The sequence below is a fragment of the Pseudomonas sp. BO3-4 genome (assembly GCF_034044115.1).
Taxonomy (GTDB): domain Bacteria; phylum Pseudomonadota; class Gammaproteobacteria; order Pseudomonadales; family Pseudomonadaceae; genus Aquipseudomonas; species Aquipseudomonas alloputida.
On the sequence record NZ_CP139018.1, the window covers coordinates 3,088,833 to 3,108,852 of the forward strand.

Sequence of the window (20,020 nt, forward strand, 5' to 3'; positions counted from 1 at the left end):
TCAGAAAACCGCGCATAGGGAGCCCCGCGTCATGTTCGATTTCCACCGCAAGTCTGATTTGGCAGAAATCCAGCGCAGCCGCCAGGCGTTAGTCAATGCGCAAGCCAAACTGGCCGCTATCGGCCGTTCCATGGCGATGATCGAGTTCGCCCCTGACGGCACTATCCTCGACGCCAACGAGCGCTTCTGCCAGGCCATGGGCTACAGCGCCGACGAGCTGCGTGGCAAGCACCACCGGCTGTTCTGTGAGCCGGACTATGCAAAAAGCGCCGAGTACCAGCAACTGTGGCGCGAGTTGGGGCAGGGCAAGGCTATCAGCGGTACGTTCGAGCGTATCGACAAGGCGGGGCGCGAGGTCTGGCTGGAAGCCAGCTACATGCCCGTGCTGGACGAGCACCGGCAAGTCACCAGCGTAATCAAGGTGGCCTCGGACATCACCCAGCGGGTGGTGCTGGAGCACGAGAGCGAAAGCCTGCTCAAGGCCATCAGCCGCTCCATGGCGGTGATCGAGTTCACCCCGCAAGGCCGGGTGATCAAGGCCAACCAGAACTTTCTCGACACCATGGGCTACCGCCTTGATGAAGTGGTTGGCCGCCATCACGGGCTGTTCTGCCTGGCGCCTGAACGCGAATCGGCCCAGTACCGGGAGTTCTGGGCTTCGCTGAACCGTGGCGAATACCACTCGCACCGCTTCGAACGCGTCAACAAGCAAGGCCAGACTGTTTTCCTGGAGGCCTCCTACAACCCGATCTTCGACAGCAAGGGCCGCCTGTGCAAAGTGGTCAAGTTTGCCAGCGACATCACCCATCAAGTCTGCACCCAGCAAAGCGCCGCACATGCCGCCCATGCCAGTTCGGTGCAGACCGATGCCTGCGCGCGCAAGGGTACCGAAGTGGTGCAGCAGACCGTGCAGGTAATCGAGCAGATTTCCCAGGAGCTTAACGACGCAGCGCGCAGCATCGATGCGGTAAACAAGCAGTCGGATGTGATCGGGCAGATTGTGCTGACCATTCGTGGCATCGCCGACCAGACCAACCTGTTGGCCCTTAATGCAGCCATCGAGGCCGCGCGTGCCGGCGAGCACGGGCGAGGCTTTGCCGTGGTGGCCGATGAGGTGCGCAACCTGGCCGCGCGAACCAGCAAGGCCACCCTGGAAATCGTCGATGTGGTGCGGCAGAACCACGACCTGTCGCTATTGGCGGTGGCCAGCATGCAATCGAGCCTCAACCGTACCGGTCACGGCGTGGCACTGGCCAATGAGGCGGGGACAGTGATCATGGAAATTCAGCAAGGTTCACGGCACGTCGTGGACGCCATCAGCCAGATCAGCTCGACGCTGCAATTGCATTGAGCGCCTCGCGCATCTCGTCAAGCAGTGCCTGCAGGCTGACTTGCAGTTGCCTGCGCTGTTCAACGGTTGGCAGCCCTTGTGCGTGGGCGTGTTCGATGGCTTCACAGTCTTTGACCACGACGCGCACCCTGATCATTTTGGCGCCACCCTTGATGCGGTGGGCCAAGGCGCGTACCGCTTCATCAGGGGCGTCTGTGGCCAAGGCACGCAGGGCGGCCAGGTCTTCACTGACGCTTATCGACAACTGCTCCAGCAAATGCCGCGTCAACTGTTCGTCGTCCTGGGTCAGGTGGCGCAATTCGGCCAGGTCGAACCCATCATGGGAAGGCTCCGGCGACGGCTGCTGAGGGCGCACCTGGGGCAGATGGGTCTTGAGCGTGCGCAGACCAATCGGCTTGAACAGGCATTCGTCCATGCCGCTGGCCAGGCAGCGAGTACGCTCCTCGGCCTGGGCGTTGGCGGTCACGCCAAGAATACGGCCTGCTGGCAGGCCGTGTTCGCCCTCCAGGCTACGAATGCGTCGGGTGAGTTCATGCCCGTCCATGACCGGCATGCTGCAATCGGTGATCACCAGGTCAAAGCGTGCTTCCTGCCAGCGAGCAAGGGCGATCTCGCCATTCTCCGCCAGTGTCACGTGGTGCCCCAGGGTTTGCAGTTGCCGTTCCAGCAATAGCAGGTTGGCTGGGTAGTCGTCGACCACCAGAATATTGAGCGGGCCGCTGTTGCTTTCATGTGTCGTGAGTTGAGGGTCCGCTTGTGCCGGTGCTTCGCAGACGGGTAACCGCAGGCTGACTTGTACCCGGGTACCAACGCCCTCGACGCTCTGAAGGCTCAGGGCGCCGCCCATCAGTTCGGCCAGGGTACGGCTGATGACCAACCCCAGGCCTGCCCCTTGACGTGCCCTTGGGCCATCGACCTGAACGAAGGCACTGAACAGCCTGGCCTGGTCGGCGGGGCTGATGCCGATGCCGGTGTCACGCACATTCAGCTCGATAGCCAGAACGCCGTGGCCGGCAACTTTGGGCAGCAGCAGGCATGCCTGCACTTCACCACGGTCGGTGAACTTGATGGCGTTGCTGATCAGGTTGGACAGAATTTGCTTGAGTCGCAGTGGGTCAGCCAGCACCCATACCGGCTCTGCAGGCAGCTCGCCCTGCAGATGCAACCCTTTGGCCCGGGCATTGCCTTCGAACACCCGCAGCGTGGCGCGCACCAGTTCGACCAGATTGGTAGGCACCGGTTGCAGGCTGATATGGCCGGATTCGATGCGGGAAATGTCGAGAATATCGCCAATCAGCTCAAGCAGGCCAATGGCCGAATCATGGGCGGTCTGCAAGGTCTGGGCGTCGCTGCGGCCGCTGCGGCTATCTTCCAGGGCCAGTTCCAGCAGACCGATCACCGCATTCATCGGGGTACGGATCTCATGGCTCATGGTGGCCAGGAAGGTGCTTTTGGTCTGGCTGGCCTGTTCGGCATCGTCTTTGGCCTGGCGTAACTGTTCCAGCAGCCCACGGCTCAGCGCGAGCTGTGCCTGCAGTGCGTGCTGTGCCTCGGTTCGCTGGTTGATCAGCTTGCGCAGGTAGCTGTTCCAGAACACCACCCCGGCCAGCAGCAGGGCCGACAGCACCAGCACCTGCAAAGCCAAGGTGCGGTAGTCGCGCCATGGGCTGTCGCTCACCAGTGTGCTGGTGCGCCAGCGGTTGATCAACTGGTCCAGTTCTTCAGGTGGAATGCTTAGCAGCGCCTTGTCGAGAATGGCCTGCAGCTGTGGCTGGTCGGCGGCTACGGCAAAGGCGGCAATGGCCGGGGCGTCGTCGAGCACGCTGGCAATGCGCAAACGGTCCTTGAACACATGGCTGATGTAATAGGCCGCATTGATATGGCTGCTCAGGGCCACGTCGGCAACACCGTTGGCCACGGCCTCCATCTGGCCCAGTGGGTTGTCAACTTCGACGATCTTGGCCTGCGGGTATCGCTGTTGCAAAACGGCCTGCAGCGGTGAGCCGCGCACCAAGGCGATGCGCTTGTCATCCAGGGCCTTGGTCTGTGCAGGTGATTCACCGTCGTTGCGGGTGACAAGCACGCGCGGGCTGACCAGGTAGGGGCGGGTGTAGCGCAGTTGCTTCAAGCGGTCGGCACCATAGCCCAGCGCCCCGATCATCTGTGCCTCGCCGTGCACCAGGCGGTCGATCATGGCCTGCGATGAAGCACTCTCGACGGGTGTGAACTGCAGCCCCGTGCGCAGCGAGATCTGCTTGAGCAGGTCCAGGGTGATACCGCTAGGGCGGTGCTGAGCATCGTTGAACGTCAAAGGTGCCAGCGAGGTATTGACCAGTACGCTGATAGTGGGGTGGGCGGTGATCCAGGCTTCTTCTTCTTCGCTCAAGGCAGTGAGGTGGCGCTGCAGCAGCAGGCTGGTGTTACCACTGCTCCAGCGGCGCAGAATGTTCAGGCGTTCACTTTCGCTAATGCGTGACAGCGCCTTGTCCACCAGCCGATGCAGGCGCGGGTTGTCGCTGGCGATGGCGAAGGCAAAAGCCTCTGGAGCCAGTTGGGAGAAATGGTCGATTTTCAACGTGCCCTGAAAACTTTTGCCGATCATGTAGTCGGTGCTGATCGCATCGCCCAGATAGGCGTCTGCCTCGCCCAGTACCACAGCGGCGAGCCCGGCCAGGGTCGAGCGGTACAGGCTCAGTTGCGCCTTCGGGTACAGGGTGCGAACGCTGACGGCCGGCAGGTAGTGATCGACCATCGCCAGGCGCAGGCCGGCGAGGTCGGGCGTGCTTTTCAAGCTGTGCCCCTCACGGGTGACGATCACTGGCAGGTCGTCGGCATAGGGGGTGCTCAGGCTAAGCTGGGCGTCTGCCGCTTCGAAGGCGTTGGAGCTACCTAGCAAGTCGATATGGCCATCACGCAGGGCAGTGATGGCCTCGTGACGGCTGTCAAAACGGCGTACTTCAATGGGTATGTCAAGCTGTTCGCCGATGATGCCGGCGTAGTCTGCGCTTAACCCCTCATAGTCATGCTGACTGACATTGATTTCGAACGGGGGGTAGTCGGGGCGCGCGCTACCCAGTATCAGGCGTTGGCGATTTTTCAGCCAGTGGCGATCATCGCCGGATAACGTCAGTGGGGCAGCGGCACTGATTGAGCGCGCCAGCAGATGGCGTGGTTCGCTGCTGGCCTGCAGCACCGTGGAGTTGGCCAGACCGATAGCCAGAAGGACGCTCGCCAGCAACTGTTTCATGGTAGCCGAGCGCTCAATAGACGCTGTTGCGCTTGGCCAGGTCGACCATTTCCACGAGAGACTCAGTCTTGAGCTTTTCCATGATACGGCCCCGGTAGGTGCTGATGGTCTTGGCGCTGAGGTTCATGCACGTGCCGATGTTCTTGTTGTTCTCGCCGCGCGCAAGGCGCCGCAGCACTTCCATTTCTCGGTTGGAGAGACTGGCCAGGCGCACTGGCTCGCTCTCCAGCGAGTTGCTGTTGACCGACATTTGCGGAAAGGTCGAATAACCTTTGGTCAGGGCCTTGAGGGCGAACAGCAGGGCCTCGTGGTCCTCTTCCTTGGTGACGAAGGCACCTATCCCGGCATCCAGGCAGCGGCGTACATACAGGTCAGTGGCCTGGCCGGTCAGCACCATGATCTTCGGTACCGGCTCCAGGCTCTGCAATCGCTTGATGACTTCCATGCCGTCCAGGCCGGGCAGGCCGATGTCGAGAATGACTACGTCCGGGCGCAGTTCGCGGGCTACCTGAGCCACTTCACTGCCATTGCCGACCTCGCCGATGACATGGAAGCGCTCGCGCTCGAGCAGTAGGCGCAACGACAGCCGGACAATAGGGTGGTCGTCGACGATCAGCACGGTTGTCATGAGGAAAACTCCTGTAGGGATGTGGTCCGCTTCCTGGAACACTCAGGAATACGTCTGCAAGTGGGGTTATCGGAAGCGCTGCACGATACGACCATTCCCGAAGTTTGGTAATGCCGAGTATAGAAGTGTTGAAAACCCCAGTGCTTTTTGTTGAAAAGTCCTACAAGAAACAGGAAAGACATCACCCTGAGAAAGCGGTGATGCCGCTTCTTTGCAGTTGTTCAGGCGCAGGCAGCGTGCGGTTTGTGTATACGCAGTGTGGAGGCAGGGTTGTTGGCCAATGCCTGGCCGACCCGCGTCGGGCGGGCTACCAACTGCCCGGTACAATTTGGGCAGCGGCCTTGGAAGCGGGTTTCGGCACAGGCACGGCAGAACGTGCATTCGAAGGAGCAGATCATAACGTCGGGGCTGTCACCCGGCAGATCGGCATCACAGCACTCGCAGTTGGGGCGTAATTCCAGCATGGGCATGGCTCCTGTTCGCAGGCGGGAACCCGGAGTCTGCTACGCCCGAGGCAAGGCTGGCAATGTTCAGTCGCCAGGGCGGTACAGGTGGGCATGCCCGGCACGGTACAAGGCCGATTCGGCGAACGGCGTATCCCCCAGTACGTGGCCTACCAGGATCAGCGCCGTGCGCCGGAAATCCTTGGCCGCTACGCGTTCGACGATATCACCGAGGTTGCCGCGCACCCAATCCTGGTCTGGCCAGGTGGCCCGATGCACCACCGCAACCGGGCAGTGCGCGCCGTAGTGCGGCATCAACTCATCGACAATGCGCGACAGGTGCTTGACCCCCAGATGAATTGCCAGGGTGCTGCCATGGCGCGCCAGGTCCCCTAACTGCTCACCCGGCGGCATGGGCGAGCTGTCGCCGTAGCGAGTAAGGATCACCGTCTGCGCCACTTGAGGCAAGGTCAGCTCGCAGCCGAGCAGGGCGGCGCTCGCTGCCGTGGCGGTAACGCCGGGGATGATCTGGTAATCGATGCCCAGCGCCTGCAGGTGGCGAATCTGTTCACCGATGGCGCCGTACAGGCTGGGGTCGCCGCTGTGCACCCGGGCCACATCCTGACCTTTTTCGTGTGCGCTGCGCATGGCAGCGATGATCTGTTCCAGATGCAGTTCGGCGCTGTTGATCACGGTTTCGGCCTGGTGGCCTTCGAGCACGGCGGCGGGTACCAGTGAACCGGCATAAATGATCACCGGGCACTGACGAATCAGCCGTTGGCCCTTGACCGTGATCAGCTCCGGGTCGCCGGGGCCGGCACCGATAAAGTAGATGGTCATGCAAAGTCCTGGCAAGAAAGAGGGTACGAAACGCTCAGCAGGCCAGGGCGAGCGTCGCCGGGCCCAGTACCTGGCGCGTCAGCAGCAGCCTGGCCTTACCCTGCCGCTGGCTGGCCAAGGCCAGTGCCGCGCTCTCGGCTACGCCCCAACAGCCACTGTGCTGGTGGGCAGCGGCGGAACGGTGGCTGAGCAGTGGTTCATAGGGTTGCAGTTGCGCGCCATGGTACAGCACCAAGGGCAAACCGAGGCGCTCTGCCAATTGCTGCAAGCCGGGCTCGTCGGCCTTCAGGCTGATGCTTGCGATGCCGCGCAGGTCGGCCAGCGCCAGGCCCTGGTTGTCCAGGGCCTGGCGCAGCAAGCGTTGCAAGGCATCTGCCGGGCAACCCCGGCGGCAGCCAAAACCGGCATAGAAGGCAGGCATCAAGCCTGGCTGGAACGGCGGAACAGCCAGGCGCTGAGCAGGCCCAAGGCCAGCCAGAAGGCGGCGTTGGTCAGCCAGGAGGCGACTTTGAACTGGGTTTCCAATGCTTCAGGGGCCAGGCTTTCGTGCACCTCGGGTTGCGGTGCACCGATTACATGGGGAATGACCAGCAGCACGGCGCCCAGCGCCTTCAGCAGCCAGTGGCGGGCGAACACCAGCAAGGCCAGGCCCAGCGCTGTGGCACTGGCTGTACCAACCCACCAGGTTTGGCGTTGCCCCAGGTCGGCGGCCGCAGTCCCCGGCAGTTCTGGTGGCAAGCCCAGGGTGGGAGCCAGGCAGAACACGGCGAAGCCAGCCAACCCCCACAATGCGCCAGTGGTAGCGCGTTTGGGCTCGCGAAGGCTGTACAGGGCGGCGAGGATCAGGGCGAAGCCGACTGCGACCACCAGGTTGCCGCCTGTGGTGGACAGCACGCGCTGCCAGCCGTCTTCCGGCGACCAGGCTTCGGCGCTGTGTTCATGAGCGGCCACTTCGCTACCGTGTTCGTGGTGTGCGGCCGGGGCCGAGGACTCGTAGGTTTCCGCCTCCAGAATCAGCGGAGCCACCCAGAAGCTTTGCAGCAAGGTCAGCAACAGGGCTGCAAGGAGCCCGCTGAAACCCGCAGTACGGGCAATGCGCGTGATCATCAGGCGTACTCAGTGGCAGGGGAAGGCGGCGCTGTGGCGGGTGTCGTGGGCGGCGTTGTGCACAGCCTCGATGTGCGAGAACCCGGCAAAGTACACCAGGCACAAACCCAGCAAGCTGGCACCGACGGCGATGATTACACGCTGGCTGAGGGTAACGGGGGTAGCAAGGCTGTGTTGTTTGGCGCTTGTGACGGGCATGACGCGATCCTCTGCTTTTTGTGGGCAATGGGCGAGCGCGGCAGCCCCGGACGTGGTCGCCCAAGGGAATGCAACAGCGCCCGCCCACCGCGGGGTGTTCATGAACGCCAGGCCGGTCTCCGGGCTTGCGAGGAAGAGCTGGGCTCCTGGAACGCGTCACCTTCCCATGCCGCACTACAAGGCACAGTGGTACAGACGCTTCACTCGCTTACCGTTGCGGGGGCAGCACCGGCATTGTCCAGTCCTGCTGAAGGGCCTGGGACGCACCGGTTTCCCGTTTCACCCCCTGAGGGGCACCTGAACGTGAGGCATAAGGAGAGCATGGGGCGGGCTTGGCGTCAATGTCATACAGCGCGCGAGGCTGCCGAGCAGCAGGTAGGACAGGCTCAGGCCTGCCGTGTTCTTCCAGCAGGCAGAAGTGCAGAAACCGGGCGATCACCCGCGGGCGAATGCCGCCAGCTTGTCGCCATCCAGGCGGTAGCGCACCCACTCATCCTGCGCCTCGGCCCCCAGCTTCTGGTAGAAGCCGATCGCTGGCTCGTTCCAGTCCAGCACGCTCCATTCCAGGCGCCCGCAGTTGTTCGCCAGCGCTTCGCGGGCAATGTGCTGCAACAACTGCCGGCCGGCGCCATCGCCGCGTTGCTCGGGGGTTACGTACAGGTCTTCCAGATAGATGCCATTGCGCCCGAGCCAGGTCGAGTAGCTGTAGAAGTACACGGCAAAGCCAATTGCACGGCCATCACGCTCGCACATCAGGGTGTGCACAGTGCTGCCTTCGTCGAACAGGCTGTGCTCGATATCGGCAAGGGTGGCGACCACCTCGTGGCGCGCGCGTTCGTACTCGGCCAGTTCGGTGATGAAGGTGAGGATCTGCTCGGCATCGGTACGAACGGCAGGGCGAATGGTAAGGCTCATGGTGACGGCTTCCTTGATCCGGGTTGTCGGTACAGTGATGTGTATCTGCGTAATTTAATTGAACTGTACCGGTTGCTGGGAGTGGCGCTCCGTTAGTGTGACAGCACCCATAAAGAAAGTGGAATGCCCGCCATGCTTGCCTCTGCCGACCTGCTGACCGCCTTTGTGCTGTTTGCCTTCGTGTCTTCCATCACCCCGGGTCCCAACAACACCATGTTGCTGGCCTCGGGGGTGAACTTCGGCGTGCGCCGCTCGGTCCCTCATGCCTTGGGTATCAGTTTTGGTTTCATGATGATGGTGCTGGCCGTCGGCCTGGGGCTGGGTGAAGTATTCAAGGCCTGGCCACCCCTGTACACGGTGCTGCGCTACGCTGGCGCCGCCTATCTGCTGTACCTGGCCTGGAAGATCGCCACTTCCGGGCCGGTCGGCACGGCCGCGTCCAGTGCCCGTAAACCGCTGGGCTTCTGGGGGGCGGCGGCGTTCCAGTGGGTCAACCCCAAGGCTTGGGTGATGGCGGTAGGGGCGATTACCACCTACACGCCAGCGCAAGGCTATGTAACCAACGTGATCGTCATTGCGGCCTTGTTCGCGTTGGTCAACTTGCCCAGCGTGGGGGTATGGGTGATGTTCGGCAGCGCCCTGCGCAACCTGTTGCAAAACTCGCGCTGGCTGATGCTGTTCAATGTCGTGATGGCCTTGTTGCTGGTGATTTCACTGTACCCGCTGCTGTTTGTAGAATCAGCGTTTTCCTGACCCCGAGAGTACAGTAAGCCGATGCAGTTGATTCCCTGGTCCCACGAATGCGCCGAAGGTTTCACCCTGCGTGGCTGGCGAACCCCGGCCAGTGGCAAACCGCTGCTGCACTTCCTGCATGGCAACGGCTTCTGTTGTCTGGCTTACCAACCGTTGCTGATGCGCCTGGGCGAGCATTTCGACCTGTGGCTTTGCGACGTTCAGGGCCATGGGGACAGTGACCATGGTGGGGTGTTTCGCGGCTGGAACCGCACCGCTGCCTTGGCGGTGGAGGCCTTTCAGGGCGGACGTGGCGAGTATGGCGACGTACAGCGGTTTGCCGTAGGCCACAGCTTTGGTGGCGTGCTTACGGGGCTGATCCTGGGCAGTGAGCCGCAACTGTTCGCCCGTGCCGTGTTGCTCGACCCGGTACTGTTCAGCCGACGCATGATCGGTGTGATGGGGGCGGCAGCCCTGGTCGGCCTGCATCAGCGTCACGCCCTGGCCCGTAAGGCCGCCAGCCGCCGCAGCCACTGGCCCGATCGCGAGTCGGCGTTGGCCTCGCTGGAAGGGCGCGGTATCTTCAAAGGCTGGACCCATGCGGCACTGCAGGCCTATGTCGAGCATGCCATCGGTGAGTGTGGCGAGGCCGTGGTGCTCAAGTGCCGGCCCAGCCGTGAAGTGGAGATCTTCAGCTCATTCCCTAAACGCATGTGGGCCAGTCTGGCCGCAATCACGACGCCGACACGGGTGTTGTATGGCGAAGACACCTATCCCTTCGTGCCACATTCGGTAAATCGCCTGGCGCTGCTAAACCGCAATGTGACCGCACGGCAAGTTCCCGGTGGGCACTGTTTCATGCAGGAAGACCCGGCCATGGCGGCCGAGCAAGTGCTCGATTTTTTGCAAGATTGACTGTTCTGCAGATGGGACGATGCATGCCATTTCAGCCGTCTACCGCTTGATTGGCATCATTGATAAGGTTACCTCAACCAAGAGAGGAGCCTTCTCATGAAAAAAATTCTGGGTATTCACCGCAGCCCTCACGCCCATTGGGTGGGGGATGGTTTCCCGGTGCGCAGCCTGTTCACCTACGACAACCTGGCCAGCCGGATCAGCCCGTTCCTGCTGCTGGATTACGCCGGCCCGCATGATTTCGCCCCGACCCAAGCACGACGCGGTGTAGGCCAGCATCCGCATCGCGGCTTCGAGACTGTGACCATCGTCTACCAAGGTGAACTGGAGCACCGTGATTCCACCGGTGCTGGAGGCTTGATCGGTCCAGGTGACGTGCAGTGGATGACGGCGGCCAACGGCATCATTCATGAAGAGTTTCATTCCCCGGACTTTGCACGCAGTGGCGGCACGCTGGAAATGGTCCAGCTGTGGGTGAACCTGCCGGCGCGGGACAAGCGTGCAGCGGCCGGCTACCAGACGCTGCTGGCCGGCGACATTCCGGTGGTAGCGCTTGACGGTGATGCCGGGCGCTTGCGGGTGATTGCCGGTGACTACCATGGCCACCACGGGCCGGCCAGAACCTTCACCGCGATGGACGTGTGGGATTTGCGGCTCAACGCCGGCGCGGCCTTGCAGTTGCCGGTTGCTGCCGGGCGCAATGCAGCGCTGGTGGTGTTGCGTGGTAACGTTCGAATCAATAGCGAGCGCGAAGCAGGCCCGTCGAGCCTGGTGCTGCTCGACCGGGAGGGTGTAGACGTAGCTGTCGAGGCGCTGGACGGCGCAAGTGTGCTGCTGCTCAGCGGTGAGCCAATCGATGAGCCGATCGTCGGCTACGGCCCGTTCGTGATGAACAGCCAGGCGGAGATTGCCGAGTCGTTCGATGATTTCCATGCCGGGCGGTTTGGGCAGATGCAGGATGAGAGGGGAGGTGCCGCGCACTGATCCTGTTGATTGGGTGGCCTGTCCCGGCCCTGTCGCTGGCAGGCCATCTTCCCACGGCCACCCGGCTGGACATTGGTCAGCGCGTTGCTGACCAAGACCACTCGTCGTCAAGTCTGCTAATGCAGTCGAACACTCGGCCCTCGCGGAGAATCTTCCACTAAGGTGCTAAAGGATCCCCCGCAAGCTCATTGCCCGGGCGCATGGACAGCTGGCCGAGCATGCGCAATATCAATTGGCGCCCCGCCCGACAAAGGCGTACTCCCAAACAACAGGCCATCCCACAGAGAGGGTCGTACCATGTCGTTGATAGGCGTTTCGATACTAGAGATGCGGCAACTGATCGAGCAGGCCTGCTTGCCAGACCGCTGTGAAGTCAGCTGCCCGGACGGCGCCAACCTGACCATCCGCCTGGGCCAGGGCCAGGATCTCGATCAGGGCGTGACCCTCAGCGGGGTCGCGCTGCAAAACCTCAACAGTTGCCGTGACCTGGTCAACCTGGTGGAGCAGCTGCATGCGCTGCGTGACAACCACCCGGCGCCACTCAAGGCGATTGCCTGAGCGCGCCTGTCGTGCCCCGGTCAGCCAAGGCTGGCCGGGCATAGGTGGCGGCCGAAAGCAACGCGCTGGCATGCGCCCAGGCAGCCACAACCCTCGTTGATCGGCTTATTGCAGTTCCAGCAGCAGGTTCAATCCACCGTCGCCGCACTTTCCCTTCTCGCGAACCACGCCGTGGTAACTCCGCCCATCCCAGACGAAGGCCACACTGTGAGCTCGGTCGATCTTGTCAGGCAATGGGGGGCAAACGTGCAGGCGCAGCCCTGGGCGACCCTGCAGGTTGAGGGCGGCGAGCTGGCATTGGCATTCCACGCGTTGCGCCACCGGGCCGAACAGGGTGTCGCGTACGTAATCGAGCTGCAGCGAAGCATTGGGTGCGCGGCCAGGCATCTTCATCGGGACATGGCTCCGTTGCAACGGCTCGAAGAACCAGGCGGGTTGGGCATGGCAGGCTCCAGACAAAAGAAAGGCGGCTTATCATTCGAAGCTTGCCTGGCCAAGATGTTCAATGTGTTTCATGTGCGTTCATCTTGTTTTGCGCGGGGTGGCAGATGACGGCCCCTGTTCAGGCACCCGCCTTGCGCAAGGTCAGGTTGATCCGCCGTTCGCCCAGGCGCGGATGCACACCGGGTTTGATCGGTAGCACGCCGTGGAAGCGCAAGCGGTCTTCGCCGCCCCAAACCAGCACATCGCCGTGGCTCAGCGCAATGCGCTGGGCCTTGTCGGCACGCTGCAGGCCGCCGAACAGGAACACTGCCGGTAAGCCCAACGACACCGACACGATCGGCTGGCCGAAATCCTGCTCGTCGCGGTCCTGGTGCAGACTCAGGCGTGTGCCTGGCAGGTAATGGTTGACCAGGCAGGCATCCGGCACAAAACCGTCAAACCCGGCCATGGCTGCCGCGCGGGAGGCCAAGGCGAGCAGAACCGGGGGCAGGGCGGGCCAGGGCTGGCCACTGAGTGGGTCGCTGGGGCTGTACCGGTAGCCATGTTGATCACTCACCCACCCCAGCGTACCGCAGTTGGTCAGGCCCACTGCCATGCGCAGGCCTCCTGGGGTGTACATGTGCCGGAACGGCGCAGCACGCAGCACCGGACGCAGGGCATCGAGCAGCGCCTCGGTTTCGGCCAGGGCGAAGCCGGGCAGCAGCACAGTGTGGCTGGCCAGGCGTTGCGGCTGGGCGCCGAACAGGTCGAGGTCGGACTGGATCATGCGGCTGCACATTTTCGAGCGGTTTGCCATTGTACCCGACCGATACACGTCAAGGGATCGCACACGCCGATCGGATCGAACGATTGCAGAGGGCGGGATAACAGAAAAAGGAACCGCGGCACCAGGGAGAGGAGCACCGCGGTTCAAGGGGGAGCGGTTTACTGCTGGGTCACAGTGGCCAGGTTCGCGCTGCCCAGCTGGGTGATGGTGGCGGATTGGGCGACGCCACTTTGGTCGACGAACGCCTTGTTGCTTTGGCCTCCCTGGGTCACGTAGGCGACGTTGATGCTGTCAGTCTGTTTGATGGTGGCTTCGTTTCCGCTTCCGTAGAGTTGGTTGGTGTAGCTCTGGTTGCTATAGCCGGACTGGTCGAGCGTGATGGTGTTGCCGGTGCCCTGGCTGCTGCCGTAGGCATAGTTGTCGGTCCCACGCTGGTCGGCGATCAGAATGTTGTCAGTGCCGTTCTGTTCGAAGTACAGCTCGTTGCTGACGTCATCCTGCTTGGTCGACATCTGGTTGCCTTTACCCGTCTGGGTCAGCGTGGCCTGCTGGTCAGCGCCCTTCTGGGTCAGATTGACACCGTTGCCGTTGCCCGTCTGGTTGATGGTGGCGTTCTGGTTGGTGCCGAACTGGCCACCCATCTTGGCGCCTTTCCAGTTACTGGCGGTGATGCTGTTGCCATTGCCTTGGGTGTTGATGGTCAGGTTGAGGTTCTCACCATTCTGATAGGTGAAATGCAGGTTGTTGTTGCCGGTTTGGGTAATGGTGGTGGTCGAGTTGTTGGTCTCGAACTGGTCCGACCAACTGGCGTTGGCATTGCCTTGCTGCGACAGGCTGACCTTGTTGCTGACGCCGAAGCTCTGGTCGATATAGCCTTCGTTCGACTGGCCGGTCTGGACTACGGAGGCCTGGCTACCGATCTGTGTGTCCTGCCACACTTCCACGGAGTTGCCGCCCCCGTACTGGCCAATGGCAATGGTGCCACCGGTGCCTTCGCGCTGGTCGCCATAGGCCCAGTTGTCGTGGCCATCCTGATAGACCTGGATATCGCCATCGATATGGTTCAGGTGCTCGGCGGCGGCGTAGTTGTCCTGGCCGGTCTGGTTGACGGTGCTGCGGTTGTTGCTGCCACCGAAGGTCTGCTCGATGAACGCTTCGTTGCGCTGGCCGGATTGCCAGCTGGTGGCTTTGCTGCCTTCCTGGCTGTCCTGCCACACGGTGGATTTATTGCCGACGCCTTGTTGGGTTTGCAGCGATTCGTTGTTCGACCCTATCGACTGGCTGGCGAAGGCATCGTTGTAGCTGCCTCCGGCGTGCTGGGTAATCTGGCTGCCGTTCTCGAACAGTTGCTCAGCGTAGCCGGCGTTGTACTGGCCGGTGGCGCTCTGCTGAATATCGCTGGTGCTTTCGGTCTGCACGGCGAGGTGGTTGTGGCCCTTGCCAGTCTGGTTCTGGGTGGCCGAGGCGAAGGATGCCTGGGTCTGAGAGACTTCGGCGATGTTTTCCTTGCCGTCCTGGGTCTGGGACGAGGTGCTGTCAGCTGCCATGGCCTGACCTGCGAGGGCCAGGACGATAGCGGCACTTAACGGAGCGAGCTTGTACATGGTGGTGCCTCCAGGTCTATCGGTATTGGGTGATCTGAACATGCTGGCCATTGCCAGCCTGGGTCACGGAGCTGTTGAGCCCTGAGCCGGACTGCACGATGCTGGCGCTGTTGTCGTTGCCGATCTGCTCGATGGCAGCGTTGTTGCTGCTGCCACTCTGGCGAATCGACGCGCTGTTGCCATTTCCCTGTTGGCGGATGATGGCCATCAGGTCACTGCCTTCCTGCAAGATGTACGCTTCCTGGGCACCGCCGGACTGGACGATACGGCCCAGCAGGGCCTGACCGTTCTGGTCGAGGGCGGCGCGGTTGCCTGACCCCTGTTGCTCGATCACCGCAGCCTGGCCGGCACCGGCCGGCAGCAGGCGGATGATCACGGGTTCACCGAGGTCGTTGCCGGGTGCGAGGTCGGCATTGTCCATCAGGTCCTCTGCCCAGCAGGCCTGGCCCGCCAGGGCCAGGCAGAGCAACAGGGAGTACAGCCGTTTCATCGAAGCCTCCGGCTTTTACTGCACGACTACGTTGACGGTGCGCGTGGTGCCTTGGCTGGTTGTGATCGTCGCCGTCGGTGCCGCAGTCGGGATGATCGTGGTGCTATTGCTCACCGCCAGGCGCCAGCGGCCGGTCAGCGCTACCGTGGCCGTACCCAAGGTCTGGACGCCGGTAGTCGTGGTTACCCGCACGGTTACGGTATTGCCGGTGGTCACCGACGAGGTGCCACTGATGTCCCAGTTGTAACGGTTGTTGGAGCGCGCCGTGACCGTGGCTGCCGTGACGGCGAAGGTTTCAGCGGCAGGCCGAGGCGACACGTTGACGGTGACCGTACCTGGGGTGGACAGCCCCCCCAGCGAGTCACGTGCCTGGTAGGTGAAGGTGGTGGTGAAGGCTGTGGTTACAGTGGCTGGTGGGGTATAGGTGACGGTTGTGCCGTCGGTGCTGACCGTGCCGCGGCCGGCGGCCGGCTGGGTGATGTTGGTCACGCTCAGCGGTACGTTGCCTTCTGGATCGGTGTCGTTGGCCAGTACGTTGATGGTCAATGGCACGCCCAAGGTGGCGACGGTTTCCGGGTTGGCAGTCGGTGCCTGGTTAGGTGCGACGTTGATCGTGACCGTGGCCGGTTCCGATTTCAGCCCCTTGGCATCCACCGCCCGGTAGCTGAAGTTGGCTACCAGCGGTTGTGTGGCCCCGGTCGGCGGCGTGTAGGTAACCGAGGTGGTGCCATTCATCACGACGCCGCCAAGGCCGGTCCCGGGTTGGGTCAGGTCGCTGATGGTCAGCGGCACGTTGCCATCCGGGTCGCTGTCGTTCAGCAGCAGGTTAAGTGTGATCGGTACACCGACACTGGTGCTGCCGACATCGGCCTGGGCGAGCGGTGGCTGGTTGGCGGCCTCGACCGGGGCGTTGCCGACCACGATCACTGGCTCTACATCACTACCGCCGCGGGCAGACTTGACCGTAACGGTGGCGGGCGGTTGCGCCAAGTCGTTGACCGTGATGCTTTGCAGTGTGCCCGATTTCGACAGGCGGCCGTAGCCTTGGGCGAGCAGGTCGGGGACCGCTACTTCGTCGCTGGAACTGGCCTCGATCAACAGACGTTTGTTGGCCCAGTCGTAGCGTGCGGTGCTGACTTTGACCACGTCGCTGAGCTTGCTCGAGAGCGCAGTCGGCTGGGTGCCGCCGACTGCGTTGCTGGCGGTGACAACCACCACCTCTGGCGGCGCCGACTGGTTGAACTGCTGGCTGAAGAACAAACCGTTGTTGTCCGAAGTCAGGGTGAACTGACAAGGCGAAGGCGGCGTGCCGATCAGTGCCAGGCCATTGCGCATACACAGGCTGGCCTCACTCGGGGCCTTGGCGAACACTTCCACGCGGGTACCGCTGCCGTTGCGCGAGTAGGTGGCGCGCTCCAGCGTGACCGGGGTTTGTGCTCGCGGGTCCAGCACCTTGCCAGACACTGTGAACGTGTTGGTCTGAATGGCGCCCGCGGGCCCTTCGATGCGCACGAAGTTGGTATTGAAGGGGCTACCGGTTACCGCTTCGGTGATATTGGGGTCGCCGATGTAGGTTTCGGTGGTGCCAGTGTCAGGATTGACCTCTGTATACGGCCCGCCAACCCCCTTCAGCCAAGGGCCGATCGCCCCCCCCAGCGCCCCCTGGAAGTTGCCCGGAGCGCCAATGCCTATGTCCCGAGTGATATTGATCGCGCGACGACCTGCCGTGGTGACGTTGACCGTCTCCACCCCGTAAGGGTGCGTGATGGTGTAGGTACCGGTGCGTGGGACCGATGCGCGGATACGGATGCGGGCGAAGCTTTGCTGATCACCGTCTACCGGGTTTTCAGCCGCGAAGGCTGCCTCTATACCGGCAACGTAGACCTCCAGTTCATATCCGCTGTTACCCACTTGTGGTATCGAGGTTTCGGCCAGGAACCAGAACATCTCGGGTGGCCAGTTATCTGGAAATACCAGCGGCAGGGCATCGTCATAGATCCCGGGCTCGGGCAACAAGGTGCACATGTAGGCGGGCGCCCCTGGTGCGCCTGGCGCACGGGTGCTGGTGGCACGCGACTGGCACAGCTCCAGGGATTGGTCGAGGCTGTCCTTGTACCACATCGGATAGCCACCTGTGGCGAAGGTGTAGGGCCCCGGATCGACATCAGACAGCGCGGCGAACGCGGCGCTGGTAACGGTAAGAGAGAAACCGGCGGCCAACAGCGCACGGCGCGACCAAGTGTTCATGCTGCCTCCTTGAAGGCTGAGCCTTTGTCTGTTCATGGCACCAGCACCACGTCTTCGGAGTCGCTACCACCGTTGGCGCTGGTGACCTGCACCTTGGCCGGCGGAATGGGCGAGAGGGTCATGCTCAACGTCTTCACGGCGCCGGTACCGCCCAGGTTGCCGATCAGCGTGCCGTTGCCGGTATGTGCGGTAAGTACTGGAGGTGTTGTTTCGTCACTGGTGCTGGCCACCAGGGTCAGCTCGCCAGTGGACAGGCGGTACTGGGCCTGCGTGATGGTGACCAGGTCGGTCAGGGGAACGTTGCTGGTGGTCAGGCTGCTGGTCGGGATTGCCACGCTGTTGTCAGCGGACAGCGTCACGAGGGTTCCGGCCGCCGGGTTGAGGGCTGACTGGGCGTACCAGGCGCCGGTGCCGTTGGCCTCGGTGAGGCTCAGGTTGGGGGTCTGACTGGTCAGGGTGACGCTTGCCGGTGGCGGCGGGGCCAACACGAAGATGTCTTGCTGGGCGATCAGGTCGCCGTTTTCGGTATGGCGTGAGTACGTGCTGCGTTGTGGCATCAGCGGGGTTGGCAGGGCCACTTCGGAAAGTTTGCCCGAGACAGCGAACAGCTCGGTGCGCAGGTCGATGCCACCAGGGCCCTCAATGCGTACGTAGTTGGTGTTGAATGGGCTGCCGGTGACCCGCTCTTCCAGGTTCGGGTCGCCGATGAAGCGCTCGTTGCCTTCGGTGTAGGGGCCGTTGACACTGCGCAGAAACGGCCCGACATCACCCTTGAGTGCGCCGGTGAAGTCGCCTGCCCCGGCGATGCCGATGTCACGGGTCATGTTGATCGCCCGGCGCCCTGCAACGGGCACATCGAACACTTCAACGCCATAGGGGTGGGTGACCACGTAGGTGCCCGCGGTGGGTACGTCGACCCGGATACGGACCCGGGCGAAGCTGACCTGGTCACCCTCGACAGGTTCTTCGGCGGCGAATGCCGCTTCGATCGCGGTACCGTAGCTGAGGTCGATGCCACTGGCGGCGTCGACGATGGCAGCGTCAGCAGTGAACCAGAACGCTTCGTCAGGGAAGTTGGTGGGGAAGACGATGGGTTGGGTATCGTCGAACACACCAGGCGTGGGTAGCAGCGTGCACATGTATGAAGGTGCGCCGGGCGCGCCGGCGACCCGGGAGCTGACCGCCTTGGTCAGGCACAGGTCGAGGGTACGACCGTGGCTGTCCTGGTACCAGGCGGGGAAGCCGCCATTGGCTGGGACGTAAGCGCCTGGATCGACAGCGTTCAAGGCGGCTTGCGCGGGAAGCTGGAGCATGCCGGCGAAAATCGCCACTGCCAGCGGGTGGGGTATCGGTCGGTGCATGAGTCAATTCCTCCTGCAAACGGGCCCATGGACTTGGGGCGTCTGGGAGGAGATCGGCAAGACCTGTGCCAAACCCTGAAAAATGCTGTGCAGGCCTTGTGGGGCAGGGGGTTCAGATTTTCAGTAGGGCTTTATGCCAGCGGCTGGCGGTGGGCAGCGTTCCCCCAAGGTTGGGGATTGGGGGCCGGTAATTCAAACCCGGTTTTAGAAGCCAATGCGGTTTTTGCTAAAGTGCTACGGCGGTCCCTTCCCCAAGCCGAGCCAAGCGATGCAGCCCCTCGACCACCTTTCCCTGAACCTGTTCATCGTCGTCTGCGAAGAAGGCACCATCGCCCGCGCAGGCGAGCGCGCGTTCATGGCGCCGTCCGCCGTCAGCAAACGTATTTCAGACATCGAGGCGCGCTTTGGCACCGCCTTGCTCAAACGTAGCAAGCGCGGCGTGGAGCCCACCCCGGCGGGGCTTGCACTGCTGCGCCATGCCAGGGAAATGACCCGCGCCATGGAACGCCTGGACAGCGAGCTGAGCGAATACGCACACGGCGCGCGTGGTCATGTGCGGGTGCTGGCCAATGTATCGTCGATCATGGAGTTTCTGCCCGAAGAACTGTCAGCGTTCATGCTGGAATACCCACTCATCCAGGCCGATATCGAAGAGCGCTTCAGCGCCGATGTCGTTCGTGGTGTGGCCGAGGGCACTGCAGACCTCGGCATCTGCCGCAAATCCATGGCGGTGGGTGACCTGGATTTCGTACCGTATCGGCAGGATCACCTGGCCGTGGTCGTTGCTGCTGACCACCCGTTGGCCGGCCGCAGCCAGATTGCCTTCGAGGAAACCCTGGGTTACGACCACCTGGGGCTCTCGGCCTTTGCCACATTGAACGCTTTTATGCGTAAAAGCGCCGAACAGTCAGGCAAGGCGCTGCATTTTCGTTCGTACGTGTCGTCGTTCGACGCGGCATACCGTCTGGTGCAGTTCGGCCTTGGCCTGGCGGTGTTTCCGCAAGAGGCCGTGTCCCGCTATGCGGCGTTGTTCGACCTGCGGGTCATTGCGCTGACTGACGACTGGGCGCTTGGCGAATTCGTCATCTGCATGCGCGACCGGCACACGCTCTCGCTGTCGGCTCGGCGCCTGCTTGACCACCTGTTGCTGCGTGCACCGGCCTGGCAGGTCGCGGGCTGATCCATCGTGG

The 20,020-nt window shown here is 62.6% G+C and carries 19 protein-coding genes, 2 pseudogenes and 1 riboswitch; of the genes and pseudogenes, 7 read left to right on the forward strand and 14 right to left on the reverse strand.

What is annotated here, in order from left to right; genetic code table 11:
- Positions 1-136: 136 nt before the first annotated feature.
- Positions 137-766, forward strand: a pseudogene (locus REH59_RS28785) (PAS domain-containing protein); the annotation flags it as partial.
- A 153-nt stretch (positions 767-919) separates the two neighbouring features.
- Positions 920-1,351 (forward strand): annotated as a pseudogene (locus REH59_RS28790) (methyl-accepting chemotaxis protein); the annotation flags it as partial.
- Here REH59_RS28790 and REH59_RS14430 read toward each other — a convergent pair.
- The 8 genes from REH59_RS14430 to REH59_RS14465 form a co-directional block, all read right to left on the reverse strand.
- Positions 1,326-4,598 carry a transporter substrate-binding domain-containing protein gene (locus tag REH59_RS14430; RefSeq protein WP_014861755.1) on the reverse strand — a complete coding sequence of 1,091 codons (3,273 nt, stop codon included), beginning with the start codon at positions 4,596-4,598 and terminating at the stop codon, positions 1,326-1,328. The pseudogene REH59_RS28790 and the gene REH59_RS14430 overlap by 26 nt on opposite strands.
- 13 nt (positions 4,599-4,611) lie before the next feature.
- Positions 4,612-5,226: a response regulator transcription factor gene (locus REH59_RS14435; protein ID WP_003253824.1), complete on the reverse strand. Its 615-nt coding sequence runs from the start codon at positions 5,224-5,226 to the stop codon at positions 4,612-4,614.
- A 221-nt stretch (positions 5,227-5,447) separates the two neighbouring features.
- On the reverse strand, positions 5,448-5,690 hold the full coding sequence (locus tag REH59_RS14440) for a DUF1272 domain-containing protein (protein ID WP_003253822.1): 243 nt from the start codon (positions 5,688-5,690) through the stop codon (positions 5,448-5,450).
- 66 nt (positions 5,691-5,756) lie between these two features.
- Positions 5,757-6,509 (reverse strand): precorrin-4 C(11)-methyltransferase, encoded by a 753-nt coding sequence (gene cobM / locus REH59_RS14445; protein ID WP_014590839.1) that lies wholly within the window; start codon positions 6,507-6,509, stop codon positions 5,757-5,759.
- Between the two features lie 34 nt (positions 6,510-6,543).
- Positions 6,544-6,930 carry a cobalamin biosynthesis protein gene (locus REH59_RS14450; protein WP_014861754.1) on the reverse strand — a complete coding sequence of 129 codons (387 nt, stop codon included), beginning with the start codon at positions 6,928-6,930 and terminating at the stop codon, positions 6,544-6,546.
- Positions 6,930-7,616, reverse strand: coding sequence for a CbtA family protein (locus REH59_RS14455; protein WP_003253815.1), 687 nt, complete (start codon positions 7,614-7,616; stop codon positions 6,930-6,932). The genes REH59_RS14450 and REH59_RS14455 overlap by 1 nt, the downstream gene beginning before the upstream one ends.
- Positions 7,617-7,625: 9 nt before the next feature.
- Positions 7,626-7,814: a CbtB domain-containing protein gene (locus tag REH59_RS14460; RefSeq protein ID WP_003253813.1), complete on the reverse strand. Its 189-nt coding sequence runs from the start codon at positions 7,812-7,814 to the stop codon at positions 7,626-7,628.
- 92 nt (positions 7,815-7,906) lie between these two features.
- Positions 7,907-8,130: riboswitch (cobalamin riboswitch) on the reverse strand.
- Positions 8,131-8,249: 119 nt separating this feature from the next.
- Entirely contained in the window at positions 8,250-8,729 is a 480-nt protein-coding gene (locus REH59_RS14465; protein ID WP_003253811.1) for a GNAT family N-acetyltransferase, read from the reverse strand.
- Positions 8,730-8,852: 123 nt separating this feature from the next.
- Between REH59_RS14465 and REH59_RS14470 the strand changes: the two genes are divergently transcribed.
- The 4 genes from REH59_RS14470 (at position 8,853) to REH59_RS14485 (ending at position 11,918) form a co-directional block, all read left to right on the forward strand.
- Entirely contained in the window at positions 8,853-9,482 is a 630-nt protein-coding gene (locus REH59_RS14470) for a LysE family translocator (protein WP_012052198.1), read from the forward strand.
- A gap of 21 nt (positions 9,483-9,503) precedes the next feature.
- Entirely contained in the window at positions 9,504-10,376 is an 873-nt protein-coding gene (locus REH59_RS14475; protein WP_014861753.1) for an alpha/beta fold hydrolase, read from the forward strand.
- Between the two features lie 96 nt (positions 10,377-10,472).
- The gene (locus REH59_RS14480) at positions 10,473-11,360 is read left to right on the forward strand and encodes a pirin family protein (RefSeq protein WP_014861752.1); all 888 of its coding nucleotides are present in this window, start codon (positions 10,473-10,475) and stop codon (positions 11,358-11,360) included.
- 297 nt (positions 11,361-11,657) lie between these two features.
- Positions 11,658-11,918, forward strand: a complete 261-nt coding sequence (locus tag REH59_RS14485) for a DUF1652 domain-containing protein (RefSeq protein WP_033725899.1) — start codon at positions 11,658-11,660, stop codon at positions 11,916-11,918.
- Positions 11,919-12,023: 105 nt separating this feature from the next.
- On the opposite strand, the gene REH59_RS14490 is transcribed toward REH59_RS14485, so the two are convergent.
- The 6 genes from REH59_RS14490 to REH59_RS14515 form a co-directional block, all read right to left on the reverse strand.
- Complete coding sequence (locus REH59_RS14490) at positions 12,024-12,311, reverse strand: hypothetical protein (RefSeq protein WP_003253801.1); 288 nt, start codon at positions 12,309-12,311, stop codon at positions 12,024-12,026.
- A 169-nt stretch (positions 12,312-12,480) separates the two neighbouring features.
- Complete coding sequence (alkB, locus tag REH59_RS14495; RefSeq protein ID WP_019751428.1) at positions 12,481-13,140, reverse strand: DNA oxidative demethylase AlkB; 660 nt, start codon at positions 13,138-13,140, stop codon at positions 12,481-12,483.
- Positions 13,141-13,286: 146 nt separating this feature from the next.
- The gene (locus REH59_RS14500) at positions 13,287-14,732 is read right to left on the reverse strand and encodes a curlin (protein WP_003253796.1); all 1,446 of its coding nucleotides are present in this window, start codon (positions 14,730-14,732) and stop codon (positions 13,287-13,289) included.
- A gap of 16 nt (positions 14,733-14,748) precedes the next feature.
- Positions 14,749-15,222: a curlin gene (locus tag REH59_RS14505; RefSeq protein WP_014861749.1), complete on the reverse strand. Its 474-nt coding sequence runs from the start codon at positions 15,220-15,222 to the stop codon at positions 14,749-14,751.
- 15 nt (positions 15,223-15,237) lie between these two features.
- Entirely contained in the window at positions 15,238-17,469 is a 2,232-nt protein-coding gene (locus tag REH59_RS14510; protein ID WP_014861748.1) for an Ig-like domain-containing protein, read from the reverse strand.
- A gap of 32 nt (positions 17,470-17,501) precedes the next feature.
- Complete coding sequence (locus tag REH59_RS14515) at positions 17,502-18,830, reverse strand: hypothetical protein (RefSeq protein ID WP_014861747.1); 1,329 nt, start codon at positions 18,828-18,830, stop codon at positions 17,502-17,504.
- 268 nt (positions 18,831-19,098) lie between these two features.
- On the opposite strand from REH59_RS14515, the gene REH59_RS14520 reads away from it, so the two are divergent.
- A complete protein-coding gene (locus REH59_RS14520) occupies positions 19,099-20,010 on the forward strand; it encodes a LysR family transcriptional regulator (protein ID WP_014756898.1) in 912 nt (303 codons plus the stop codon).
- The last annotated feature ends 10 nt before the right edge of the window (positions 20,011-20,020 follow it).

What these genes read in the sequence shown, in the direction of transcription:
- REH59_RS14430 (WP_014861755.1), bottom strand. Translation starts at nt 4,598, where the DNA reads ATGAAACAGTTGCTGGCGAGCGTCCTTCTGGCTATCGGTCTGGCCAAC.
- REH59_RS14435 (WP_003253824.1), bottom strand. Translation starts at nt 5,226, where the DNA reads ATGACAACCGTGCTGATCGTCGACGACCACCCTATTGTCCGGCTGTCG.
- REH59_RS14440 (WP_003253822.1), bottom strand. Translation starts at nt 5,690, where the DNA reads ATGCTGGAATTACGCCCCAACTGCGAGTGCTGTGATGCCGATCTGCCG.
- cobM (WP_014590839.1), bottom strand. Translation starts at nt 6,509, where the DNA reads ATGACCATCTACTTTATCGGTGCCGGCCCCGGCGACCCGGAGCTGATC.
- REH59_RS14450 (WP_014861754.1), bottom strand. Translation starts at nt 6,930, where the DNA reads ATGCCTGCCTTCTATGCCGGTTTTGGCTGCCGCCGGGGTTGCCCGGCA.
- REH59_RS14455 (WP_003253815.1), bottom strand. Translation starts at nt 7,616, where the DNA reads ATGATCACGCGCATTGCCCGTACTGCGGGTTTCAGCGGGCTCCTTGCA.
- REH59_RS14460 (WP_003253813.1), bottom strand. Translation starts at nt 7,814, where the DNA reads ATGCCCGTCACAAGCGCCAAACAACACAGCCTTGCTACCCCCGTTACC.
- REH59_RS14465 (WP_003253811.1), bottom strand. Translation starts at nt 8,729, where the DNA reads ATGAGCCTTACCATTCGCCCTGCCGTTCGTACCGATGCCGAGCAGATC.
- REH59_RS14470 (WP_012052198.1), top strand. Translation starts at nt 8,853, where the DNA reads ATGCCCGCCATGCTTGCCTCTGCCGACCTGCTGACCGCCTTTGTGCTG.
- REH59_RS14475 (WP_014861753.1), top strand. Translation starts at nt 9,504, where the DNA reads ATGCAGTTGATTCCCTGGTCCCACGAATGCGCCGAAGGTTTCACCCTG.
- REH59_RS14480 (WP_014861752.1), top strand. Translation starts at nt 10,473, where the DNA reads ATGAAAAAAATTCTGGGTATTCACCGCAGCCCTCACGCCCATTGGGTG.
- REH59_RS14485 (WP_033725899.1), top strand. Translation starts at nt 11,658, where the DNA reads ATGTCGTTGATAGGCGTTTCGATACTAGAGATGCGGCAACTGATCGAG.
- REH59_RS14490 (WP_003253801.1), bottom strand. Translation starts at nt 12,311, where the DNA reads ATGAAGATGCCTGGCCGCGCACCCAATGCTTCGCTGCAGCTCGATTAC.
- alkB (WP_019751428.1), bottom strand. Translation starts at nt 13,140, where the DNA reads ATGTGCAGCCGCATGATCCAGTCCGACCTCGACCTGTTCGGCGCCCAG.
- REH59_RS14500 (WP_003253796.1), bottom strand. Translation starts at nt 14,732, where the DNA reads ATGTACAAGCTCGCTCCGTTAAGTGCCGCTATCGTCCTGGCCCTCGCA.
- REH59_RS14505 (WP_014861749.1), bottom strand. Translation starts at nt 15,222, where the DNA reads ATGAAACGGCTGTACTCCCTGTTGCTCTGCCTGGCCCTGGCGGGCCAG.
- REH59_RS14510 (WP_014861748.1), bottom strand. Translation starts at nt 17,469, where the DNA reads ATGAACACTTGGTCGCGCCGTGCGCTGTTGGCCGCCGGTTTCTCTCTT.
- REH59_RS14515 (WP_014861747.1), bottom strand. Translation starts at nt 18,830, where the DNA reads ATGCACCGACCGATACCCCACCCGCTGGCAGTGGCGATTTTCGCCGGC.
- REH59_RS14520 (WP_014756898.1), top strand. Translation starts at nt 19,099, where the DNA reads ATGCAGCCCCTCGACCACCTTTCCCTGAACCTGTTCATCGTCGTCTGC.